Source organism: Nonomuraea turcica (assembly GCF_030718205.1).
Classification (GTDB): Bacteria; Actinomycetota; Actinomycetes; order Streptosporangiales; family Streptosporangiaceae; genus Nonomuraea.
The window spans coordinates 192157-210270 of record NZ_JAUZQF010000019.1 but is presented as its reverse complement, the minus strand read 5'-3'; the positions used below and the strand labels follow the sequence as shown (position 1 = coordinate 210270).

17 protein-coding genes and 3 pseudogenes are annotated in these 18114 nt (G+C 68.5%); 10 read left to right on the top strand and 10 right to left on the bottom strand.

Features of this window, described 5'->3' with window-relative positions:
* Positions 1 to 35: 35 nt before the first annotated feature.
* The gene (locus Q9G87_RS40695; protein ID WP_305921940.1) at positions 36 to 701 is read right to left on the bottom strand and encodes a hypothetical protein; all 666 of its coding nucleotides are present in this window, start codon (positions 699 to 701) and stop codon (positions 36 to 38) included.
* Positions 702 to 918: 217 nt separating this feature from the next.
* Between Q9G87_RS40695 and Q9G87_RS60925 the strand changes: the two are divergent.
* The 3 genes and pseudogenes from Q9G87_RS60925 to Q9G87_RS40690 all read left to right on the top strand — a co-directional run.
* Positions 919 to 1122 (top strand): annotated as a pseudogene (locus Q9G87_RS60925) (transposase domain-containing protein); the annotation flags it as partial.
* The gene (locus Q9G87_RS60920; RefSeq protein WP_371825900.1) at positions 1112 to 1420 is read left to right on the top strand and encodes a transposase domain-containing protein; all 309 of its coding nucleotides are present in this window, start codon (positions 1112 to 1114) and stop codon (positions 1418 to 1420) included. The pseudogene Q9G87_RS60925 and the gene Q9G87_RS60920, both read left to right, overlap by 11 nt.
* Positions 1329 to 1682: an alpha/beta hydrolase family protein gene (locus Q9G87_RS40690; protein ID WP_305921939.1), complete on the top strand. Its 354-nt coding sequence runs from the start codon at positions 1329 to 1331 to the stop codon at positions 1680 to 1682. The genes Q9G87_RS60920 and Q9G87_RS40690 overlap by 92 nt, the downstream gene beginning before the upstream one ends.
* Positions 1683 to 1743: 61 nt before the next feature.
* On the opposite strand, the gene Q9G87_RS40685 is transcribed toward Q9G87_RS40690, so the two are convergent.
* Positions 1744 to 2439: a helix-turn-helix domain-containing protein gene (locus Q9G87_RS40685; protein WP_305921938.1), complete on the bottom strand. Its 696-nt coding sequence runs from the start codon at positions 2437 to 2439 to the stop codon at positions 1744 to 1746.
* 6 nt (positions 2440 to 2445) lie between these two features.
* On the opposite strand from Q9G87_RS40685, the gene Q9G87_RS40680 reads away from it, so the two are divergent.
* Entirely contained in the window at positions 2446 to 2589 is a 144-nt protein-coding gene (locus Q9G87_RS40680; RefSeq protein ID WP_305921937.1) for a hypothetical protein, read from the top strand.
* On the opposite strand, the pseudogene Q9G87_RS60915 reads toward Q9G87_RS40680, so the two are convergent.
* Positions 2566 to 2676: pseudogene (locus tag Q9G87_RS60915) on the bottom strand (helix-turn-helix domain-containing protein); the annotation flags it as partial. The gene Q9G87_RS40680 and the pseudogene Q9G87_RS60915 sit on opposite strands and share 24 nt — an antisense overlap.
* A gap of 179 nt (positions 2677 to 2855) precedes the next feature.
* On the opposite strand from Q9G87_RS60915, the gene Q9G87_RS40675 reads away from it, so the two are divergent.
* Entirely contained in the window at positions 2856 to 6392 is a 3537-nt protein-coding gene (locus Q9G87_RS40675) for a S8 family serine peptidase (RefSeq protein ID WP_305921936.1), read from the top strand.
* A gap of 654 nt (positions 6393 to 7046) precedes the next feature.
* On the top strand, positions 7047 to 7862 hold the full coding sequence (locus Q9G87_RS40670) for an SAM-dependent methyltransferase (protein WP_305921935.1): 816 nt from the start codon (positions 7047 to 7049) through the stop codon (positions 7860 to 7862).
* A gap of 136 nt (positions 7863 to 7998) precedes the next feature.
* Here Q9G87_RS40670 and Q9G87_RS40665 read toward each other — a convergent pair.
* A pseudogene (locus Q9G87_RS40665) lies at positions 7999 to 8604 on the bottom strand (5'-nucleotidase C-terminal domain-containing protein); the annotation flags it as partial.
* A gap of 51 nt (positions 8605 to 8655) precedes the next feature.
* Between Q9G87_RS40665 and Q9G87_RS40660 the strand changes: the two are divergent.
* Positions 8656 to 8829 (top strand): hypothetical protein, encoded by a 174-nt coding sequence (locus Q9G87_RS40660; protein ID WP_305921934.1) that lies wholly within the window; start codon positions 8656 to 8658, stop codon positions 8827 to 8829.
* Positions 8830 to 8947: 118 nt separating this feature from the next.
* A complete protein-coding gene (locus Q9G87_RS40655; RefSeq protein WP_305921933.1) occupies positions 8948 to 9727 on the top strand; it encodes an alpha/beta hydrolase family protein in 780 nt (259 codons plus the stop codon).
* Here the strand turns inward: Q9G87_RS40655 and Q9G87_RS40650 are convergent.
* Complete coding sequence (locus Q9G87_RS40650; RefSeq protein ID WP_305921932.1) at positions 9724 to 11412, bottom strand: acyl-CoA dehydrogenase family protein; 1689 nt, start codon at positions 11410 to 11412, stop codon at positions 9724 to 9726. The genes Q9G87_RS40655 and Q9G87_RS40650 overlap by 4 nt on opposite strands.
* Positions 11413 to 11464: 52 nt before the next feature.
* Here Q9G87_RS40650 and Q9G87_RS40645 point away from each other — a divergent pair, with 52 nt between their 5' ends.
* The gene (locus tag Q9G87_RS40645; RefSeq protein ID WP_305921931.1) at positions 11465 to 12163 is read left to right on the top strand and encodes a PaaX family transcriptional regulator C-terminal domain-containing protein; all 699 of its coding nucleotides are present in this window, start codon (positions 11465 to 11467) and stop codon (positions 12161 to 12163) included.
* A gap of 14 nt (positions 12164 to 12177) precedes the next feature.
* On the opposite strand, the gene Q9G87_RS40640 is transcribed toward Q9G87_RS40645, so the two are convergent.
* From Q9G87_RS40640 to Q9G87_RS40630, 3 genes are all read right to left on the bottom strand, one after another.
* The gene (locus Q9G87_RS40640; protein WP_305921930.1) at positions 12178 to 13206 is read right to left on the bottom strand and encodes a hypothetical protein; all 1029 of its coding nucleotides are present in this window, start codon (positions 13204 to 13206) and stop codon (positions 12178 to 12180) included.
* 63 nt (positions 13207 to 13269) lie between these two features.
* Positions 13270 to 14667 carry a glutamate--cysteine ligase gene (locus tag Q9G87_RS40635; protein WP_305921929.1) on the bottom strand — a complete coding sequence of 466 codons (1398 nt, stop codon included), beginning with the start codon at positions 14665 to 14667 and terminating at the stop codon, positions 13270 to 13272.
* A gap of 35 nt (positions 14668 to 14702) precedes the next feature.
* The gene (locus Q9G87_RS40630) at positions 14703 to 15413 is read right to left on the bottom strand and encodes an SDR family oxidoreductase (RefSeq protein WP_305921928.1); all 711 of its coding nucleotides are present in this window, start codon (positions 15411 to 15413) and stop codon (positions 14703 to 14705) included.
* A 103-nt stretch (positions 15414 to 15516) separates the two neighbouring features.
* On the opposite strand from Q9G87_RS40630, the gene Q9G87_RS40625 reads away from it, so the two are divergent.
* Positions 15517 to 16344 (top strand): helix-turn-helix transcriptional regulator, encoded by an 828-nt coding sequence (locus Q9G87_RS40625; RefSeq protein WP_305921927.1) that lies wholly within the window; start codon positions 15517 to 15519, stop codon positions 16342 to 16344.
* Positions 16345 to 16411: 67 nt separating this feature from the next.
* Here the strand turns inward: Q9G87_RS40625 and Q9G87_RS40620 are convergent, their stop codons facing one another.
* Positions 16412 to 16966 (bottom strand): HNH endonuclease, encoded by a 555-nt coding sequence (locus Q9G87_RS40620; protein WP_305921926.1) that lies wholly within the window; start codon positions 16964 to 16966, stop codon positions 16412 to 16414.
* Entirely contained in the window at positions 16851 to 17561 is a 711-nt protein-coding gene (gene iscB / locus Q9G87_RS40615) for an RNA-guided endonuclease IscB (protein ID WP_305921925.1), read from the bottom strand. The genes Q9G87_RS40620 and iscB overlap by 116 nt, the downstream gene beginning before the upstream one ends.
* Between the last annotated feature and the right edge of the window lie 553 nt (positions 17562 to 18114).

The window sequence follows — 18114 nt, the reverse complement described above, 5'->3', positions numbered from 1 at the left end:
GAGCGTACGCTGCACGCCAGGGTGCGGGCAGCACCCTAGTAACGGCGCGGCTGGGCGGCCCACGGCGAGGGCTGTGGGAAGAACCCTCCCGGGGCCGACGGCGGTGGCGGTGGAGCGACGCGACGGGCGAAGAGCGGAAGCACGAACACGCACAGCACCAGCATCGCGAAGACCCCCACCCCGGTCCACTGGTAGGCGCCTGCAACAAACCTCGCCGTCAGCAGCCCATTCGAATCCGCGACGACCTCCGCAGGGGAGCCTTCGCCGTGCCGTTCTTCCCACCCTGTCCGGATCTCGTGGATGCGTGCGTCCGAACAGCGGACCGTGTGCACATAGGTGGTCCTCATCCTGCCTCCCCGTGCGCGCGTGGTTTCTGTGTCGACCTCGGTCACCGCGCAGGCCTGCCTATCGCCGAGCACCGCCAGCGCGACCGTTCCGCCAGTCACGGGCGCCACGCCCATGAAAGCGCCCCACATCCCGCAGGCAAGGACCACTATGACCATCGATGCCACGGGCCGGACCAGAACCTGTCGCGGCCAGCCGACGAACAGGGCAACACCGACGGTGTAGCAGAGCACCCCAGCCAACCCGAGGAACACCGTGACCACCGTCAGGTGCGGGGGAAAAACGTGGATCAACGTGCCGATCATGGTCAGGGCCGCGGCGATGACGATGAAGATGGTTCCGGTTCGCTGCCTCATCGCCATGAGCGTAGAGAGGCGCAGTATAGATCAGCTATAGCGGGATGCCCGAGGCCTTCTTCGTTGTGGTCAGCATGAACTGCGGGTACGTGGCGACGTGGCGACGTGGCGCCTGAAGTCAATGCCACTCAGACTAAGTTGATCATCGCTTGAGCAGGAAAGACGTGGCGTCTCGGGCGGTTGTGACAGCGGTCTGGACGAAGATCCACTACGGTTCGTGATCGTGGCGCAGATCGGAGAAGAGTCCTCACGGCAGTTGCCGGACGCGGTTTCGCTGGGCGTGCTGGCGCGGTGGGTGCCCCGCGATGAGATCGACACGGCGGTCGCGGTGACCGGCAAGAAGGCCAAGCGCAGGGACGGCAAATTGCCGCCGCACGTGATGGTGTACTTCACCATGGCGATGGCGCTGTATGCCGACGGCGACTACGAAGAGGGTGCTGGCCCGGCTGACCGACACGCTGGCCTCCTGGCCGGACTGCTGGGACACCCGCTGGGAGTCTCCGGGGGCGAGCGGCATCACCCAGGCCCGGCAACGTCTCGGCCACGAGCCGTTAAAACAGTTGTTTTCACAGGTCGCGGTCCCGGTCGCGGACATGCTGACGCCGGGGGCGACCGGTCGCCGCGGTCGTGCCGCTCGGCGGCGTCTGCGATCTGGCCGAGGCGGCGCGGCTGGGCATCGGAGACGGCGCCGCGCTCGACTTCGTCGGCGGCACGCCTGAGGAACGGCCTGAGCTCTATGACCTGGCCGACCCGATGCGCCGGCTGCCGAGCGGGTCTCCGGCGCTCGTCGTCCACGGCACCGATGACGATCGCGTCCCGCCGGAGCTCAGCCGCCGGTACGCGCAGGCCGCGCACGAGGCCGGGGATCCCTGTCAGCTGCTCGAACTGGAGGACGTCGGCCACTTCGAGGTCATCGATCCGCGGACCGCGACATGGTCCACGATCGTCCAGGGGTTCGAGGCCGTGGTGAAAATGGGCTAGAGCGTCACCTCTTGCAGGCAGTCCGACTAATTGCTTCTTCCTCGGACGTCCGGCCTCGGCGTCACAGCCAATCATGCTTGGCCGCGTGCCAGACGAGCTGGAGCCTGGTCTCCACTCCAGCCAGACGGGTGAGCTGGCGCACACGCCTCTGCACGGTCCTATGACTGAGGCCGAACTGCTTGCTGATCGCGCGATCGGTGTACCCGGCGATGATAAGAGAAAGCAGCCGCTGATCCTCTGGGCCGAGCGTGTTTTCGGTCGCGGGAAAGGGCACTGCACCTGCCCACACGGTTTCGAACACCCAGTTGAGCACGCCCAGCAAGGTGCCCGACGTGATCACCAGGGCGGCGGGTTCAATACTGGCCGACATCAAGGGTACGAATGCCGCCCGCCCATCGAAGATCATCAGTTTGGTGGGCACGTCGGTCGCGATACGCATCAGCTCGCCGTTGGCGGCCGACCAGGCCAGCTGGTACGGATCGCCGGGCACGTCGATCATCGTGCGCTCATACACGGTCCGGTAGACAATGCCGGAGGCCATGGCCGCCCGCTGTGCCTGATTGTCGGCCGAGATCACGATCGGCTCCTTGGCCAGGCTCTTGACCTCCTCCTGGGCCGCGCGTTGCAGGTGCTGCCAGCGAGCCATGACCTCGGCAGCGCCGATCACGACCTCCACCGCCTCACGGGCGTCACGCAGGGCGGAACGCTCGCGATACTCCTCCATGAGGGTGGCTATGAACGTCTGCACCCGCTGCATCTCTCCGTGGCGGCGCAGCAGCCCGGGCCCGAAGGCGACGTCCGGCTGTACGGCGTGCAGCCGGTTGCCGGCCCGCCGGATGTACCCCTCCTTGACCAGGTGATCAACGGCTACGGAAACCGTTTCGGCGGGGCGCCCCAGGCGCTCTGAGAGGTCGCTCTCGTCGCTCGCGGGCAGGCGGAGCAGGGCGAGATAGGCGCTTTCCTCCAGGTCGTTAAGACCGAAAGTGTGTAACAAATCGAATCTCCCCTTCTTTGGAGTCTTGCGGATTCACGTGCCTGACGTATTGCCGCCGTGTCGCTGATACGTCACGAGAACTCCGTTGATCCATAAACAACCTTGCCTGACTATCACTGTCAGATGATCTCGCATTCGCGTGATCATCGAATCGTTCCGAGCCCCCCTCAAGGAGCACTGTGAATCGAAACACCAGGCGATGGCGCGCGGCCATCGCCGGCGTCCTCGCGGCCGTGGCCTTACCCCTGGCCGCGGGACCGGCCCTCGCCGACGACGACCCGACCGAGGCCGTTCAGGCGAAGACGGAGGCCCAAGTCCTTCAGGAGCTGGACAAGGAGGAAAAGGCCGTCTACTGGGTCCGGCTGAAGGACCAGGCCAACCTCCTCGCCGCCCAGCAGGCCACCGACAAGGTCGCCAAGGGCGAGGCGGTCTATGCGGCCAAGACACAGACGGCCGAGCTCACCCAGAAGAACCTGATCGCCCTGCTCGACCAGGAGCAGGTCGAGTACGAGTCGTTCTGGATCGTCAACATGGTCAAGGTCATCGGCGACGCCGCGACGCTGGAGCGGATCGCCGAACTGCCCGAGGTCGCCGCCATCGAGGCCGACGACGAGATCGCGATCGACATGCCCGAGCCGGGCAAGGACGAGCCCTCGGTCAACGCCGTCGAGTGGAATATCAGCGCCGTCAACGCGCCCAGGGTGTGGACCGAACTCGGAGTCAAGGGCGAAGGCATCGTCGTCGCCAACCTCGACTCGGGCGTCGACTACACCCACCCGGCGGTCAAGTCCAAGTACCGGGGCCTGAACGCGGACGGCTCCTACAGCCACGCGTACAACTTCTTCGACGCCACTGGTCTGTGCACCGGCGGCGTCCCGTGTGACAACAACGGCCACGGCACCCACACCATGGGCACCATGGTGGGCGAGAGCGAGGACGGCGCCAACCAGATCGGCGTGGCGCCCGGCGCCAAGTGGATCGCGACCAAGGGCTGCGGCACCAGCAGTTGTGCCCGTGAGCACCTGCTGGCCGCCGGCCAGTGGATCGCTGCGCCCACCGACGCCAACGGGCAGAACCCCCGCCCCGACCTCGCCCCCGACGCGGTCAACAACTCCTGGGGCGCCGACACGGTGGATCTGTGGTACACACAGATCGTCGACTCGTGGGTCGCCGCCGGGATCTTCCCGTCCTTCGCCATCGGCAACGCCGGATCTTCCTGCGGCACCGCGGGCAGCCCCGGCGTCTACCAGCAGAGCTACGCCAGCGGCGGGTTCGACAGCGCAGGCAACGTCTACACCTCCTCCTCGCGCGGCCCTGGCATCAATGGCGATATCAAGCCGGACATCTCGGCCCCCGCGGTGAATGTCCGTTCCAGCCTGCCCGGCGGCGGCTACGGGTCCAAAACCGGCACCTCCATGGCGACACCGCACACGACCGCCACGGTGGCGCTGATCTGGTCCTACTCTCCCGCGTTGCGCGGCAACCTGGCCGAGACCCGGGCCCTGCTCGACCAGACGGCCCTCGACGTCAACAACGTCACCTGCGGCGGCACAGCAGCGGACAACAATGTCTGGGGCCAGGGCAAGCTCGACACCTACGCGGCCGTCTCCATGGCGCCGCACGGCCAGACCGGCATCCTGGCCGGCAAGGCGACCTCGGGAGGCGAGCCCCTCTCCGGCGTGACGCTGAACATCGAGGGTCCGATCAAGCGCACGGTGGTCACCGGCGCCGACGGCGCCTACGAGTCCAAGAACCTTTCCGTGGGCGACTACACGATCACGGCGATCAAGTTCGGTTACGAGAAGGCGACGATGACCGCGACCGTCCTTGAGAACCAGACGGTCACCAAGGACATCGCACTGACGGCCGCCCCCTCGGGCAAGGTGAGCGGCACGGTCAGGAGCCGGGCCGGGGTCGCGGTCGGCGCCGCCATCACGGTGACGGGAACCCCGGTCACCGCGACCACCGACGCCGAGGGCAAGTACGACCTGACCCTGCCACTGGGCAACTACAGCCTGGAGCTCGCCTCGCCCGACCTCTGCGCCTCGGACGCGACCAAGGCGATCTCGGTCACCGGTGACATCACGGCCGACATCAATCTGGCCGACCGGGTCGACTCCTATGGCTACACCTGCACGGCAGGCGAGGAGCCCTGGGTCGAGGGCACCGACCCGGTCACCCTGACCGGTGACAGCAGCACCGCCACCTTCACCCTGCCGTTCACCTTCAACCTGTACGGCACGCCGTACACCTCCGGGCGGATCGGCGTCAACGGCGGCATCGTGTTCAACGGCACCACGCTGGGCAGCAGCAACGTCACCATCCCCGCAACCGGCACGCCGAATGCCGCGCTCTACGCCCTGTGGGACGACCTCTACCTGGACGCGGACTCGGGGGTCTACACCCGGGTCACCGGCACCAGCCCGCGCAGGACGTACGTGGTGGAGTACCGCAACGCCGCTTTCTACAATCCCCGTACGGCCCGGCTGTCCTTCGAGGTGCTGCTGGGTGAGGACGGCTCGATCGGCTACCGCTACAAGGACATCGACCCGACGGTCAGCCGGGAGACCGGGGACCAGGCCACCATCGGCATCGAGAACCACACCGGCACCGTCGCCTTCCAATACTCGCTGAACAAGCCCGTCCTGTCCGAAGGGCTGAGCATCGACTTCAAGCCCACCAAGACCGGCATCCTGTACGGCTCGGTCACCGACGCCAACGACGGCGAGGCCGTCGCGGGTGCCACAGTGACCGTGAAGTCGGGTGAGACGGTGGCCGGCACCGTGACGACCCTCGCCGACGGCACCTACGCCGCCCAGTACCCAGCCGGGGACTACCAGGTCGAACTGGCGGCGCCGCACTACGAGAGCACGACCAAGACGGTGACCTTTGAGGGCGCCGGGGTGGGCGAGGTCTCTGCCTCGCTGCGTACCGGCGCGGTAGCGGCCTCGCTCGACAGCCTCGAGGTGGTGGTCCCGGTCGCGCAGACGAGGACCAGAACACTGGAGCTCAGCAATCCCGGCCTGGGCACCGCCTTCACCGTCGAGGGCGCCACCCCGTGGCTGACCCTCACCCCGGCCACCGGGAACCTGGCAACCGGCGGCACGACCACGCTGACATTGGGGATCGACACCTCCGCCGCCGAGCGGGGCACGATCCTGGAGACCACCCTGGTGGTCACGTCGGAAAGCGGCAGGGCACCGACGATCAGCATTCCGGTCAAGGTCATCCTCCCGGCCTACCAGGCCGCCATCGACTCGGCCTCGAACACCTCCAGCGTGGACGCGGCCGGTGACACCTGGTACCAGGATCGGGCCTACACCACCACCACCGGGGTCGGCTACCTTGGCAGCACCTCCACCAAGTCCACCAGCCGCACCATCGCGGGCACAGACAACCAGACGGTGTACCGCACCAACCGGCAGGGCATGTACGAGTACCGGTTCGACAACGTGCCGAACGGCACCTACACCGTCGAGCTGGGCTTCGCCGAGGTTGAGAGCACCAAGGCCAACAAGCGCGTCTTCGACGTCCTGGTCGAGGACGTCGAAGTCCTGCCCAACCTCGACATCGCGCTGAAGGTGGGCACCTACACCGCGCATGCGCGGACCTTCACCACCGAGGTGACCGACGGCCAGCTCAATGTCCGTTTCGTCAGCAGCGCGGGCAAGCCGCTGGTCAACGCGATCAGGGTGACCGAGCGCGCCGACAAGTAAGTCCTGATCAGTCATTGGCCGGGGTCCCGTTCGGGGCCCCGGCCTCCTCATGTGCCCGCGTCATCGTTCGGCAGACGAAGCGGCGTCCCATTCCCCCTGAGCCGATAGGCGCGGCAGGCAGACCGGTAACGCGTTCACGGCCGGTTCGATCGAAAGCTTCTTCGGCATCGACGTGGCGATCAGCGTACTGCCCGCCGGCTTCGACGGCCTGGCCTGCAGTAAGGAGCACGCCCGGCTGATCCTCGCAGGCACCTCGACGGGACCCGGCTCCATGACGTTCCAACGGTCAAGAGAGACGAGAAGCGAAGTGGCGAGCAGAACAGAAGCTAACAAAGCCACAGAGCGCGGTCATCGCGTCGAGGTGGGACTGACCTTGCGCGATGACCGCGTTGCTGGTCGCCGTTACTTCACGACGGTGGCACCTCGGAGCAACTACTCCTCCTCGGCGGTCAGCTCCCCAGAACGGCTGGTTTGCGCACTACGGAGATCCTCCCGGGCCACCAGTAAGCACTCGGGATGGCGGTGTACCCGTTAAGATCGATGCAGTACACCCAGCCGGAGCCGACGCCTTGACGTAGGTAGACGCGCCTGAGGCAGGATTTGGCGACCCAGGAGCGAGGCGGGACGGTCGAGTCCCCCGACTGAAGGATCCTCATGAGTGACGACCACACCGACGCTCGAGCGGCATGGGCGCGCATCAACACCACCATCCCGCATTCGGCGCGGCTCTGGGATTTCCTGCTCGGCGGCAAGGACAACTTCGCGGCCGATCGCGAAGCCGCCACGAAGATGATGGCCTTGTTCCCTGATTACGCTGAAGTGGCCCGCTTGCAGCGGCAGTTTCTCATCCGCGCGGTCAGTTATCTTGCCGGCGAGGTGGGCATCCGGCAGTTCCTGGACATCGGTACCGGGTTGCCCACGGCCAACAACACCCATGAGGTCGCGCAACGGATCGCCCCGGATTCCCGTGTCGTCTACGTCGACAACGACCCGATCGTGCTGGTCCACGCCCGCGCCCTGCTCACCAGCACGGAGCAGGGGGCAACCACCTATCTGGACGCGGACTTCCGCCAGCCCGACGTGATCTTGCAGGGCGCGGCGGAGATCCTGGACTTCACCCGGCCGGTGGCGGTGATGATGCTCGGCATCGCCGGTCAGGTCACCGATGAGGAAGATCCGAAAGGCCTCATTGACGCCATCCTCGACCCCCTCCCATCGGGGAGTCACCTTGCGTTCACCGACGGCACGAACGTCCATCCCCCGCTGGTAGAGGCACTGCGCATCTACAACCAGAACGCGAACAACACCTACCAGCTGCGCAGCCCCGAACAGTTTGCGAGCTTCTTCGCCGGGCTGGACTTGGTCGACCCCGGTCTCGTACCGACCGCGGAGTGGCGCCCCGAACCAGACCGACGGGAGAAGCCAATCTCCGTGACCGTCTCCCTGGCGGGCGTCGCACGCAAGCCATGAACACACCTGGTCGTCCGAGCGCAGCGCGAGCCGGCCGATGGAGGCCATCGGGGACGGGCCGGCGCAGGGCCGCGTGTCCGGTGGCGTGAGCAGGGAACGGGTTGACCCCGTCCCCTGCCCGATTGCTCCGGATGGGCTATGACGTGGTGATACGGCCGGAGCCGGCCGCTGGGTAGGCGTTCGCCGTGATCTGGCCGCCAAGATCGGTGGTGATGAAGTCGGCCAGTGCCTGCTGGTAGGTGACGCCGACGGTGGTGAACGGCAAGCCTCGGAACGGATAGTGGTCACCGCCGCGGGCGCTGAAGTCGTTGGTGGCCACCGAGATGCCTGCGCCGGGGACGACCGCGGCGTCTCGCACGATCACGGTACCGTCGCTGAGGGTGACTGAGCGGACGCGGCTGCCAGGCGTCAACACGGTCCCGGCGTTGTCGACGACCTGGGCGGTGCCGGTTGGGTCGTAGACGAACGTGAAGCCCGCCACTTGCGCGAACCGCCCGTCCGCGGCGGGGATCTTGGACACCGCGTTCTCCAGGATCTCCTTGAACTGGTTCCGAGGCACGTCCGGTACGACCGAGACGAAGTTGCCGAACGCGGCAATCTGGAAGGTGGTCAGTTCGCTGATCGGACCCTTCTTCTTCCCAGTCGCCAGCAGCGCGTCCGCCAGCAAGTTACCTAGATTGGTCTCCTTGGTCCCGACGCCCGGGTCCCGGCGGCCTTCCAGCGCGACCGCGGACTGGCCGATGACGTTGGCCGCCATGGCGTTCTCGCCTACCAGACCGATCACGGCCGCCGAGTGGCCGCCATCCTTCCCTCCGACGACGCCTGGTACTGGGCGCCCGGCTGGCAGGCGGCCGAAGCCGAGGCCGAGGCCGACGCGGATTTCCGAGAGGGCCGCAGCCGACGCTTCGACAGCATGGAGGACCTCTTCGCGGAGAGCGACGCGATTCGCGGGGAGACATCGGCTTGAAGTACTAGCGATCCGGTAGGGCAAGGTGCGGCGTACTGCCCACGCACGCCGTCTCCGTGGGTCTCGCGGAGCTCTCTCACCTTCATGCCCCTAAGCTGAGGACCCGAGGGGGACTCCGATGGATCTCGACCGATTCTTCGCCGAACTCGCGAGCTGGTCCGATGAGCATGACGTCACGGTGGAGACCCACCGGTACGGGCCTCTTCCCGACCACGAAGCCGATCTGCGGCTGCCGCCCAGCGGGTCGCCGCGTGGTCTCGTCGTCGTGATCCACGGCGGCTTCTGGCGCGCCCGGTTCGGGCGGGAGATAACCCGGGCGCTCTGCGCCGACCTCGCCTCGCGGGGATGGGCGACCTGGAATGTGGAGTACCGGCGGGTCGGCACCGGTGGAGGCGTACCGGCGACACTCGACGACATCGCGGCCGCCCTCCGGCACCTTGACGAGCTCGGGCCGGTCGGCGACGTGCCGGTGGTGCTGCTCGGGCACTCGGCGGGCGGCCAGCTCGCGTTGTGGGCGGCCGGGACGCGACCGGTCGCCGCGGTCGTGCCGCTCGGCGGCGTCTGCGATCTGGCCGAGGCGGCGCGGCTGGGCATCGGAGACGGCGCCGCGCTCGACTTCGTCGGCGGCACACCCGAGGAACGGCCTGAGCTCTATGACCTGGCCGACCCGATGCGGCGGCTGCCGAGCGAGTCTCCGGCGCTCGTCGTCCACGGCACCGATGACGATCGCGTCCCGCCGGAGCTCAGCCGCCGGTACGCGCAGGCCGCGCACGAGGCCGGGGATCCCTGTCAGCTGCTCGAGCTGGAGGACGTCGGCCACTTCGAGGTCATCGATCCGCGGACCGCGACATGGTCCACGATCGTCCAGGGGTTCGAGGCCGTGGTGGCGAAGGGCTAGAGCGTCACCGCCCCCGCGACGAGATCGTCGAAGTGCTCCAGGTCGTCTGCCGGGCGGTCGATCCCGCGCAGCGGGCCGTGGTCGGCGAGGTGGGCGTCGGCGTAGAGGCGGGCGACCAGGGCCTTGCGGTCGCCGTGGCCCGAGCGCTGCTCCCAGCCCGCCTGTTCCAGCAGCAGGGCGGCGGCGTAGACGTCCGCCATGAGCTGGGCCAGCGGATACAGCCGGGCCTCGGCCGCCGACAGCTCCAGCGACGACCAGGCGGTGATCGCCTTGCGGAGGTCCTCGATGCGTTGCCGCACCAGGTCTCCGGAGCCGGGCGGGGCCTGGTCGACGGCCGCTTCCAGCCGCTCCAGGAACGGCTCGTGGGCGTTCTCGCGCACCATGGCCCGCCGTACGTCCAGGCACAGGATGTTGTCGCCGCCCTCCCAGATGGGGTTGACCTGGGCGTCGCGCAGGAGTCTGGCGACCGGCCATTGCTCGATGTAGCCGTTGCCGCCGTGCACCTCGATCGCGTCGCTGGCGGCCGTCACGCCGAGCCGGGCCGCGCGCAGCTTGATCAGGGCGGGCGCGAGGCGCAGCCGGGGGCCGACGTGGCCGTCGAAGACGAGCGCCTGCGCTGCCTCGACCTCGACGATCAGCTCGGCGAGCTTGCGGCGCATGAGCGGCTGGTCGATGAGCGGGCGGCCGAACGCCTCGCGGGCGCGGGCGTAGCAGATGGACTCCACCAGCGCGCGCCTGGCCACGCCGAGACCCATCATGGCCACGCCGAGCCTGGAGGTGTTGGTGAGCTTCATCATCGTCCCGAGTCCTGACCCGGAGCCCTGACCGGCCAGCAGGAACGCCTCCGCGTCGGCGAACTCGACCTCGGCCGAGGCGACCGAGCGGGTGCCGAGTTTGTCCTTGAGCCGCCTGATCCGCACCCCGTTGCGGGTGCCGTCCCGCCGTTCCCACAACACCAGGAACGGCGCCACGGCCCCCTCGGGGAGCCGGGCGAGCACCACGAACGCGGATCCGTTGGCGTTGGAGGCGAACCATTTGAAGCCGGTCAGCTGCCAGGCGTCCCCCGACGGCACGGCCGCGGCTTCCAGGGCCGCCAGGTCCGAGCCGCCCGTCCGCTCGGTGAACATCTGAGCGGCCTCGCCGGAGTAGAAGCCGTTCGCGAAGATCTCCCGCACCCGATCGCGTACGTCCGGCGGCGCGTGCTTCTCGGCGAGCTGCACCACCATGTCGCCGCCGGTGCCGAGCGCGCAGCCCATCCCGATGTCGGCCTGGTCGAGCAGGTACGTCCACGCGGCGGCGAGCGCCGCCGGATCCGCCCCGTGTGCCCGGGCCTCTTCGGCGAACGACGGCGCGGTGAAGTTGTCCTCCATGAGCGCCTGCCGGGCGGCCTGGAACGACGGCGGCATGACGACCTGGCTGACGTCTCTGCCCCACTTGTCGTACTTCTCCAGCCGCGGCGGATGGCGGTCGGTCTCCTCGGCGCACTCGGCGACGAGCCCGCCCATGAGCGCGCCCAGCCGGTGGAGGTGCGGCTCGGCCCAGGCGAAGCCCTCGCCCAGGTGCCGCCGCAGGAGCAGGTGCAGCGTGGGATCGCAGGCCCACCAGTTGCGCCCGGCCGCGCCTTGGTAGCGCTCGGTGGCGTAGCGGTCGCTGCGGTCGAAAGGTTCTACGAGATAGCGCCCCATGTCTGCGAGTGTTACATATACTCGACATGCGATGGAAGAGCGTAATAAAACCTTGAGTGCGCGGTCGGCCGTCCTGAGCGCGCTGCTGGGCCACCATCCCCCGCGCCTGCCGGCCCGCCATCTGGTGCGCATCGGGGCGTTGTTCGGCATCGCCGAGGGCACCGTACGCGTCGCGCTGTCCCGCATGGTGGCGGCGGGAGACCTAATCCAGGAGGACCGCTTCTACACGCTGTCGGAGCGGCTCGTCGAGCGCCAGGCCCGGCAGGACGAGAGCCGCGACCCGCACACCAGGCCGTGGGACGGCACCTGGGAGGTGGCCGTCGTCACCGCGGAGCGGCGCGCGCCCGCCGACCGAGCCGCGTTCCGGCACACGATGACCATGTTGCGCCTGGCCGAGCTACGCGAGGGCACCTGGCTGCGGCCCGCCAACCTGGTGCGCGCGTGGCCGGAGAGCGTCACCGCGCAGTGCACGCGCATCGACGGCCGCCCGCATCCCGACCCCACTCCCCTGCTGTGGGACCTCGACGGCTGGGCGGCCGAGGCCCGGCGGCTGGAGCGGGAGCTGGAGCGCGCCGACGGGCTGGCCGAAGGCTTCCTGGTGTCGGCCGCGGTGCTGCGCCACCTGCTGGCCGACCCGCTGCTCCCGGAGGAGCTGCTGCCGGTCGGCTGGCCGGGTGCGGAGCTTCGGGCCCGTTACGACGACTTCGACACCCGCTACCGCGAGGTCCTGCTCCGCCATCTCAAAGACTGATCCGAGGCTGCGGCTCAGAGCCCGACCCCGAAGATCACCCGCTTGTTCCTGAACTCGGTGACGCTCCACAATTTGCCGTCCTGCACGGTCAGGTCCTCGGGCCCGATGGGGAACGGCCTGGTCTGCAGCTTCTGGTCGGCGTAGACGAGCAGCTTGCCGTTGGTGGTGGCGCCGGCCGCCTGGCTGAGGTACCACTTCCCGCCGTGCGAGATCGCCCCCTGGATCTTGGGGTGCCCCATCACGAAGGCCTCGTTGGGCTCGCCTCCGGAGAAGGGGAGGTCCCAGTGCACCACCCGGCCGGCGGGATCGTCCTCCCAGTACTCGCCCGTGATCAACTGCGGCGTGCCGCCGCTGCGGTCGATCGACACGAATGAGAAGTGCGGCCCCGGCTGCGCGAGTTTCCAGAAGTCGGTCTGCGGGATCACGTACCGGTAGCCGAAGGCGTGGAACCTGCCGTCGTGCCGGCCGATCCGCGTGGGGTCGCCCAGGTCGTTCTGCGCGGTCCGCAGGTCGAGCAGGTTGTTCAGGTCGAAGACGCGCAGGCCCCTGACCGTGTCGGCGACGTAGAGCAGGTCGCCGTCGAGCGCGATGCCGCCCGCGTGGATGTTGATCGGCGCGTACGAGCCGTCCGGCTTGGCCGTCACCAGCAACGCGTGCTGATACTTCAGCGTGCGCGGGCTCAGGAACGACACCCTGATCCCCCGCTCGCCGGCCTCCGGTTTGAAATACCAGCTCGCCACGAACACCGGCACCCCGATGGAGCCGGACTCCTCACCGCAGGTCAGGCCCTGGGGATACCAGTCGGCGGTGTCCTGGTCCTTGGCGTCGAAGGCGTACCACTCGGCCGGCCTGGGCTGCATGGAGCCGAGCGCGCCGGCGGCCCCTCTGCGGGCCGCGGTCCTGTTGGCCTGTGCCAGCAGGGCCTCGACACCGGTCCCGCCGATCTCCTGCGCGAGCTTGGCGGCGCCCTCGGTCAGGTCCCCCGTCGCCCGGTTCAGCACGTATGGCGCCTTCTCGGTGGGAGCCATCCCCGTTTCCGCCATATCTCCCTCACCTTTCCCGTTTCTTTACCTAGTGTGACGGAACGGGAACGGCAATGGTTGCGGTCAGCGCCACAAATGCACAGGAAGTCCCGACAACGCCAGCTCGCGATAGCGCCGCACGAGTCGCTCCCGGTCGCCGCCGAAGCGCGCCAGCGCCTCCCGCTGCCACACCGACCCCGTGCGGCGCAGCCGGGTCCGCTGCTCGATGATGCCCAGCGCGCGGTCGGCGTCGCTCGGGGTCACCCCGGCTCCGAGCAGCCCCGCCCGCGCCTCGGGCAGCAGGCTGAGCACCAGGTCGGCGGCCCCGAACTCGCCGTCCGCCCCCGGCCAGGACAGCTTGGCGTCCAGCCCGTGCATGGCGGCCCGGTAGAAATTCTGGTACGCCTCCGCGAACCGGTAACCGGTCAGGTCCCGCTCGGCCTGCGACAACGTCAGCCCCAGCAGGAACGCCGTGTTGGCGGCCATGTCCGCGCACGAGGGCCCGGCCGGCAGCGCCCGCATCTCGATCCGCAGGTGCCCGCCGTCGGCCGGGTCGTAGACGGGCCGGTTCCACTGCCAGATCGTGCCCTGGTGCAGCCGCAGCTCGGGCACCTCGTGCGGCCCGGCATCGTCGTGGAGGTCGGGGACGATCGGCTCGTAGTCGCGCACATACCGCTCGAACAGCTCGTGCGCGCCCTCGCGCACCCAGTCGGAGCCGAACGTGACCCGCCCGTCCCTGCGCCCGCGCCGCTCCACGTCCCGGTCGTCGGCGGCCTCCTCCATCAGCGCGATCCGCGTCTCCTCCCACAGCTGCCTGCCCAGGAAGAACGGCGAGTTGCCGCACGCGGCCAGCACCGGGCCTATGGCGAGCTGGGCGGCGTTGAACAGCCGGGCGAAGCGCTCGGGCGGCGTGCGGATGTGCACCTGCCAGGAGGTGTTGGCGGCCTCGAGGATCACGTCCTCCACCGCCAGCTCCAGCTCGTCGATCTTGACCAGGAACGGCTCCAGCCGCAGCCGCCGGATGCCCCTGCTCAAGGCGCGATAGCGGTTCTGGTCGCTCATGGCGTTGACGGTGAAGTCGTCGGTGCCGAGGGTGGGCAGGATGCCGATGGGCAGCGCGCCGCCGCCCTCGACCGCGCCGTCCACCTTCGTCATCGTCTCCTGGACCTCGCCGCTCATCACTTCGAACGGCCGGCCCTCGAGCGGCGTCGGGGTCAGGTTGACCTCGACGTTGTAGCGGCCCAGCTCCAGCACCACGCGGGGGTCGCCGAGCGCCTCCAGCACCTGGCTGTTGCGCGGCAACGGCCGCCCGCGCTCGTCGATGAGGAACAGCTCCAGCTCGGCCCCGATCGTGGCCGGGCCCGCGCCGAAGCCGGGGGTATCGAGCAGCTCGCGCAGGACGCCGAGCTGCTCCTGGAGGCGTTCCCCGAAGCGGACGTACTCCGCCTCAGTGAATCGCTCTTTATCCAGATCTCGTCCCATCACCCCCTTCTGTCCGCTTTGCCAGATTTGACACCTCACCAGGGGAGCGCGCCGTCATCCTGCAGGTACGCGCCCGTCGGACCGTCCTCACCCAGCGTCGCGAGCCGCACGGCGATCGCCGCGCCCTGCTCGGCCGTACGGAAACCGGCGTGGCCGTTGAGGTCGGTGGCGCAGTAGCCGGGGTTGGCGGCGTTCACCTTGATCGCGGTGTCCTTGAGCTCCCTGGCGTAGAGGACCGTGATCATGTTGAGCGCGCTCTTGGAGGAGTTGTACGCGAGGAACGTGGCCTCCGCGAAGGGGCTGTCCGGGGCCGCGGCCATGCTCAGTGAGCCGAGCTCGCTCGACATGTTCACGATCCGGCCCGCCGCCGAGGTGCGCAGCAGCGGCAGCATGGCGTTCGTCACGGTGACGACGCCGAACACGTTCGTCTCGTAGACGTCCCTGAGCGCCTGCGCCGAGGCGGTGCTGGGCACGACCTGGTTGAGGTCGCCGGCGATCCCGGCGTTGTTGACCAGGATGTCGAGCGTGCCGTACTCCTGCTCGATCCACTTCGCGACGGCCGCCGCGCTGTCCTCGTCGGTCACGTCGACCCGCACGTACGGCAGCCCGAGCCGCTCGCCCGCGGCCCGCCCGCGCTCCTCGTCGCGCGCTCCCACGATCGCGGTGACGCCCTGCTCGGCGAGCAGCCGCGCGATCTCGTAGCCGATTCCCTTGTTGGCACCCGTGATAAGAGCGATCTTCGTCATGTCTCCACGTTCGCCCAGGCGAGAGCGGGTGCGGGAGAGACCTGCGGAAGCTGGGATCGGCAGTACCACCCATGACCGCACGGTCATGGCCGAGGATGGAGGCATGAACCGGGACCAACTCGCAGAGTTCCTCCGCAGCAGGCGTGCCCGCGTCAGCCCCGCCGACGTGGGACTGCCCAGCGGCGAGCGCCGCCGCACGCCGGGCCTGCGCAGGCAGGAGATCGCGCAGCTGGCCGGCATGTCGATCGACTACTACATCCGGCTGGAGCAGGGCCGCGGCCCGCATCCGTCGCGGCAGGTCCTCAACGCGCTGGCCCGGGCGCTGATGCTGACCCAGGACGAGCGCGCCTACCTGTTCGACCTGGCCGGGCAGCCCCTGGAGGCGCCGTCGATCAGGGAGGACGTGCCCGGCGGCGTGCTGCACTTGCTGGCGTTCCTGGAGGAGGTGCCCACCTACGTCCTCAACGCCCGCTACGACATCCTCGCGTGGAACCCGATGGCCAACGTCATCATGCGCGACCTCGACAAGCAGCCACCCGAGGACAGGAACGTCATCCGCTGGGTCTTCATGTCCCCCGACATCGCCGATTACCTCAACGACGAGGAGAAGGGCCGCTTCGCCCGCGCCTCGGTCGCCGACCTGCGGGCCGCCCTGGGGCGCTACCCGGACGACCGCAGGCTGCGGGCGCTGGTCGCCGAGATGCTCGCGCTCAGCCCCGAGTTCGCCGAGTTGTGGTCCCGGCACGAGGTCGAGATCCGCAGGGAGCAGCGCAAGCGCATCACGCACCCGCTCGTCGGCGTGATCGACATGATCTGCCAGGTCATGCCGGTGCCCGACCGCGACGACCTCCGTCTCGTGCTCTACACCACCGAACCCGGCTCCCCTTCGCACCAGGCCTTGCGCGAGCTGCGGCAACTGACTCTTAGCTGATCAGATGACCGCCGCGGAGATCCCACCTTCAGGCGAGGCAACGGCGTACGGTCGGCATGATTCCTGCTTAAAGGCGTAGGCGTATCCGTCCGCCCGTTGCAACAGTCGGACGTGTCGGTGGCTGATGCCTTGGACGATGCCCTGGGCGGTGGTGATGTTGAAACTGCCGGTGGCACGGACGGCAACACGACCGGTGTGGGTTCCTTGCTTCTTCCCAGTGGGGACGACGGCCGTTACCAGGTGGCGTAGGCGAAGAACCTTTTCTGCCGGGGCAGGCGGAGGCGGGGAAAGCCATGCTTGTCGGTGCGGGTGCGGGTATGGGTGCCGCGGCCTGCACACGCAGCGACCAGCACCGTGGACACGGTTTCGGTGATGGCATCGAGCTTGCCCACCGCCAGGGCATCGAAAGCGTGCGTCTTGGGCAGGCGGCTGCGGGTTCGGTTCCACTTGGCCCGGCCCCCAGAGGCCACGTGCGTGGGCAGACGGGCAGCCGATTGGACTTCGCCTCATTGCACGGCACGCAGGCCAGGGTCAGATTGGAAATCCGGTCGGTGCCGCCTCGGCTGCGTGGGTGGATGTGGTCGATGTTCAACGGTGCCCCCGCTGGCGGCGCAGTAAGCACAGCGCCGCCCCCACTTGGCCAGCAGGTACTCGCGGACCTCGGTCCCGTGCAGGGTGCCATGCTGGTACTCGACACCCTCCAGGGGCCTGCCGGCAGCGATGGCGTGGGTGTCGAAGGCGACCCGTTCCACATGCACAGCGCGCACCGGTGCCCAGCGAGCCAGCCGGTCCACCCACGAGACGGTGGTGGCCACGCGGTCCCGCAGAGATGGCGGGAGCCACCCCGAAGGTCGGGCCCGGTTGGCGAAGCGCGCCTTGCGGTAACGCACTTTCCGGGTGCGGCGACCGCGCCGATAGGCGGCCCGCTGCTGCATCTTCTTGCGAATGATTGCGCCGCGGTGGTCAAGCTGGATGCCGAACCGGGCGCGGCGCTCGCCGGCCTGCTCGGTGAAAGCGGCGATCCCAGTATGCTGGGAACCGGGGTCGACACCCAGCTCCACCCCGTCTATCTCCCTCTCGGCGACGGTGCGGTCCTTGAGACGGATGACGAAGGGCGTATGCCGGTGGACAACGGCCCTGCCTTGCTTCAGCAGCTTGCGGGCCCGCGCCGGGCTGCAGGGCTGCAGCGGCTGTCCGTGCTTGTCGAGCACGAACACATACGGATGGCACTCACGTGCCTGCTCCCGAACCTCATGGTCCGGGGTGACGCCCCCGGCGGCAGGTGAACTGCCGGGGGTCTCCTCTCGCACATGTCCCGCGCCGGGAGCCGCCCTGCGGCGGCCCTCGGCCCCCGTTTCGTCCCTGATCCCGGGGTTGTCTGCTGGGCCGAGTTCCAGCAGGCTGCTGAGGAGGCACAGCCTGGTGGGTCATCTGTCCTACGCGGAACGTAGCCAACTTCGGTCACCTCCTACGCGATGTTGGCTGGTGCTGGTAACACACGGGCCTCCAGCCCACATGGGCTGAAAGCCCCCGCGCTCATTCGAAGGGCGGGGGAATCCGGTTACGAGATGCGAGCGGTTGCGTGTCGGAGCTGCACCACCGACGGCAGGCCATCCTGCTTGGAGCGGCAGATCGCCATCGCGTACCCCTCCGTCACGAGGCTCTCACGGAACGCACACACTACCTGCCGTGACTGAGCTTTTCCATAGTATTTTCGAAGAGAGGGTTGTGGTTCACTCTCCCACCAGGCATTGCAGCACCTCAGCTGCA

Bases quoted from the DNA above. Each gene is read 5' to 3' on its own strand.
- Q9G87_RS40695 (WP_305921940.1), bottom strand. From the start codon at position 701: ATGAGGCAGCGAACCGGAACCATCTTCATCGTCATCGCCGCGGCCCTG.
- Q9G87_RS60920 (WP_371825900.1), top strand. From the start codon at position 1,112: ATGCCGACGGCGACTACGAAGAGGGTGCTGGCCCGGCTGACCGACACG.
- Q9G87_RS40685 (WP_305921938.1), bottom strand. From the start codon at position 2,439: ATGCAGCGGGTGCAGACGTTCATAGCCACCCTCATGGAGGAGTATCGC.
- Q9G87_RS40670 (WP_305921935.1), top strand. From the start codon at position 7,047: ATGAGTGACGACCACACCGACGCTCGAGCGGCATGGGCGCGCATCAAC.
- Q9G87_RS40655 (WP_305921933.1), top strand. From the start codon at position 8,948: ATGGATCTCGACCGATTCTTCGCCGAACTCGCGAGCTGGTCCGATGAG.
- Q9G87_RS40650 (WP_305921932.1), bottom strand. From the start codon at position 11,412: ATGGGGCGCTATCTCGTAGAACCTTTCGACCGCAGCGACCGCTACGCC.
- Q9G87_RS40640 (WP_305921930.1), bottom strand. From the start codon at position 13,206: ATGGCGGAAACGGGGATGGCTCCCACCGAGAAGGCGCCATACGTGCTG.
- Q9G87_RS40635 (WP_305921929.1), bottom strand. From the start codon at position 14,667: ATGGGACGAGATCTGGATAAAGAGCGATTCACTGAGGCGGAGTACGTC.
- Q9G87_RS40630 (WP_305921928.1), bottom strand. From the start codon at position 15,413: ATGACGAAGATCGCTCTTATCACGGGTGCCAACAAGGGAATCGGCTAC.
- Q9G87_RS40625 (WP_305921927.1), top strand. From the start codon at position 15,517: ATGAACCGGGACCAACTCGCAGAGTTCCTCCGCAGCAGGCGTGCCCGC.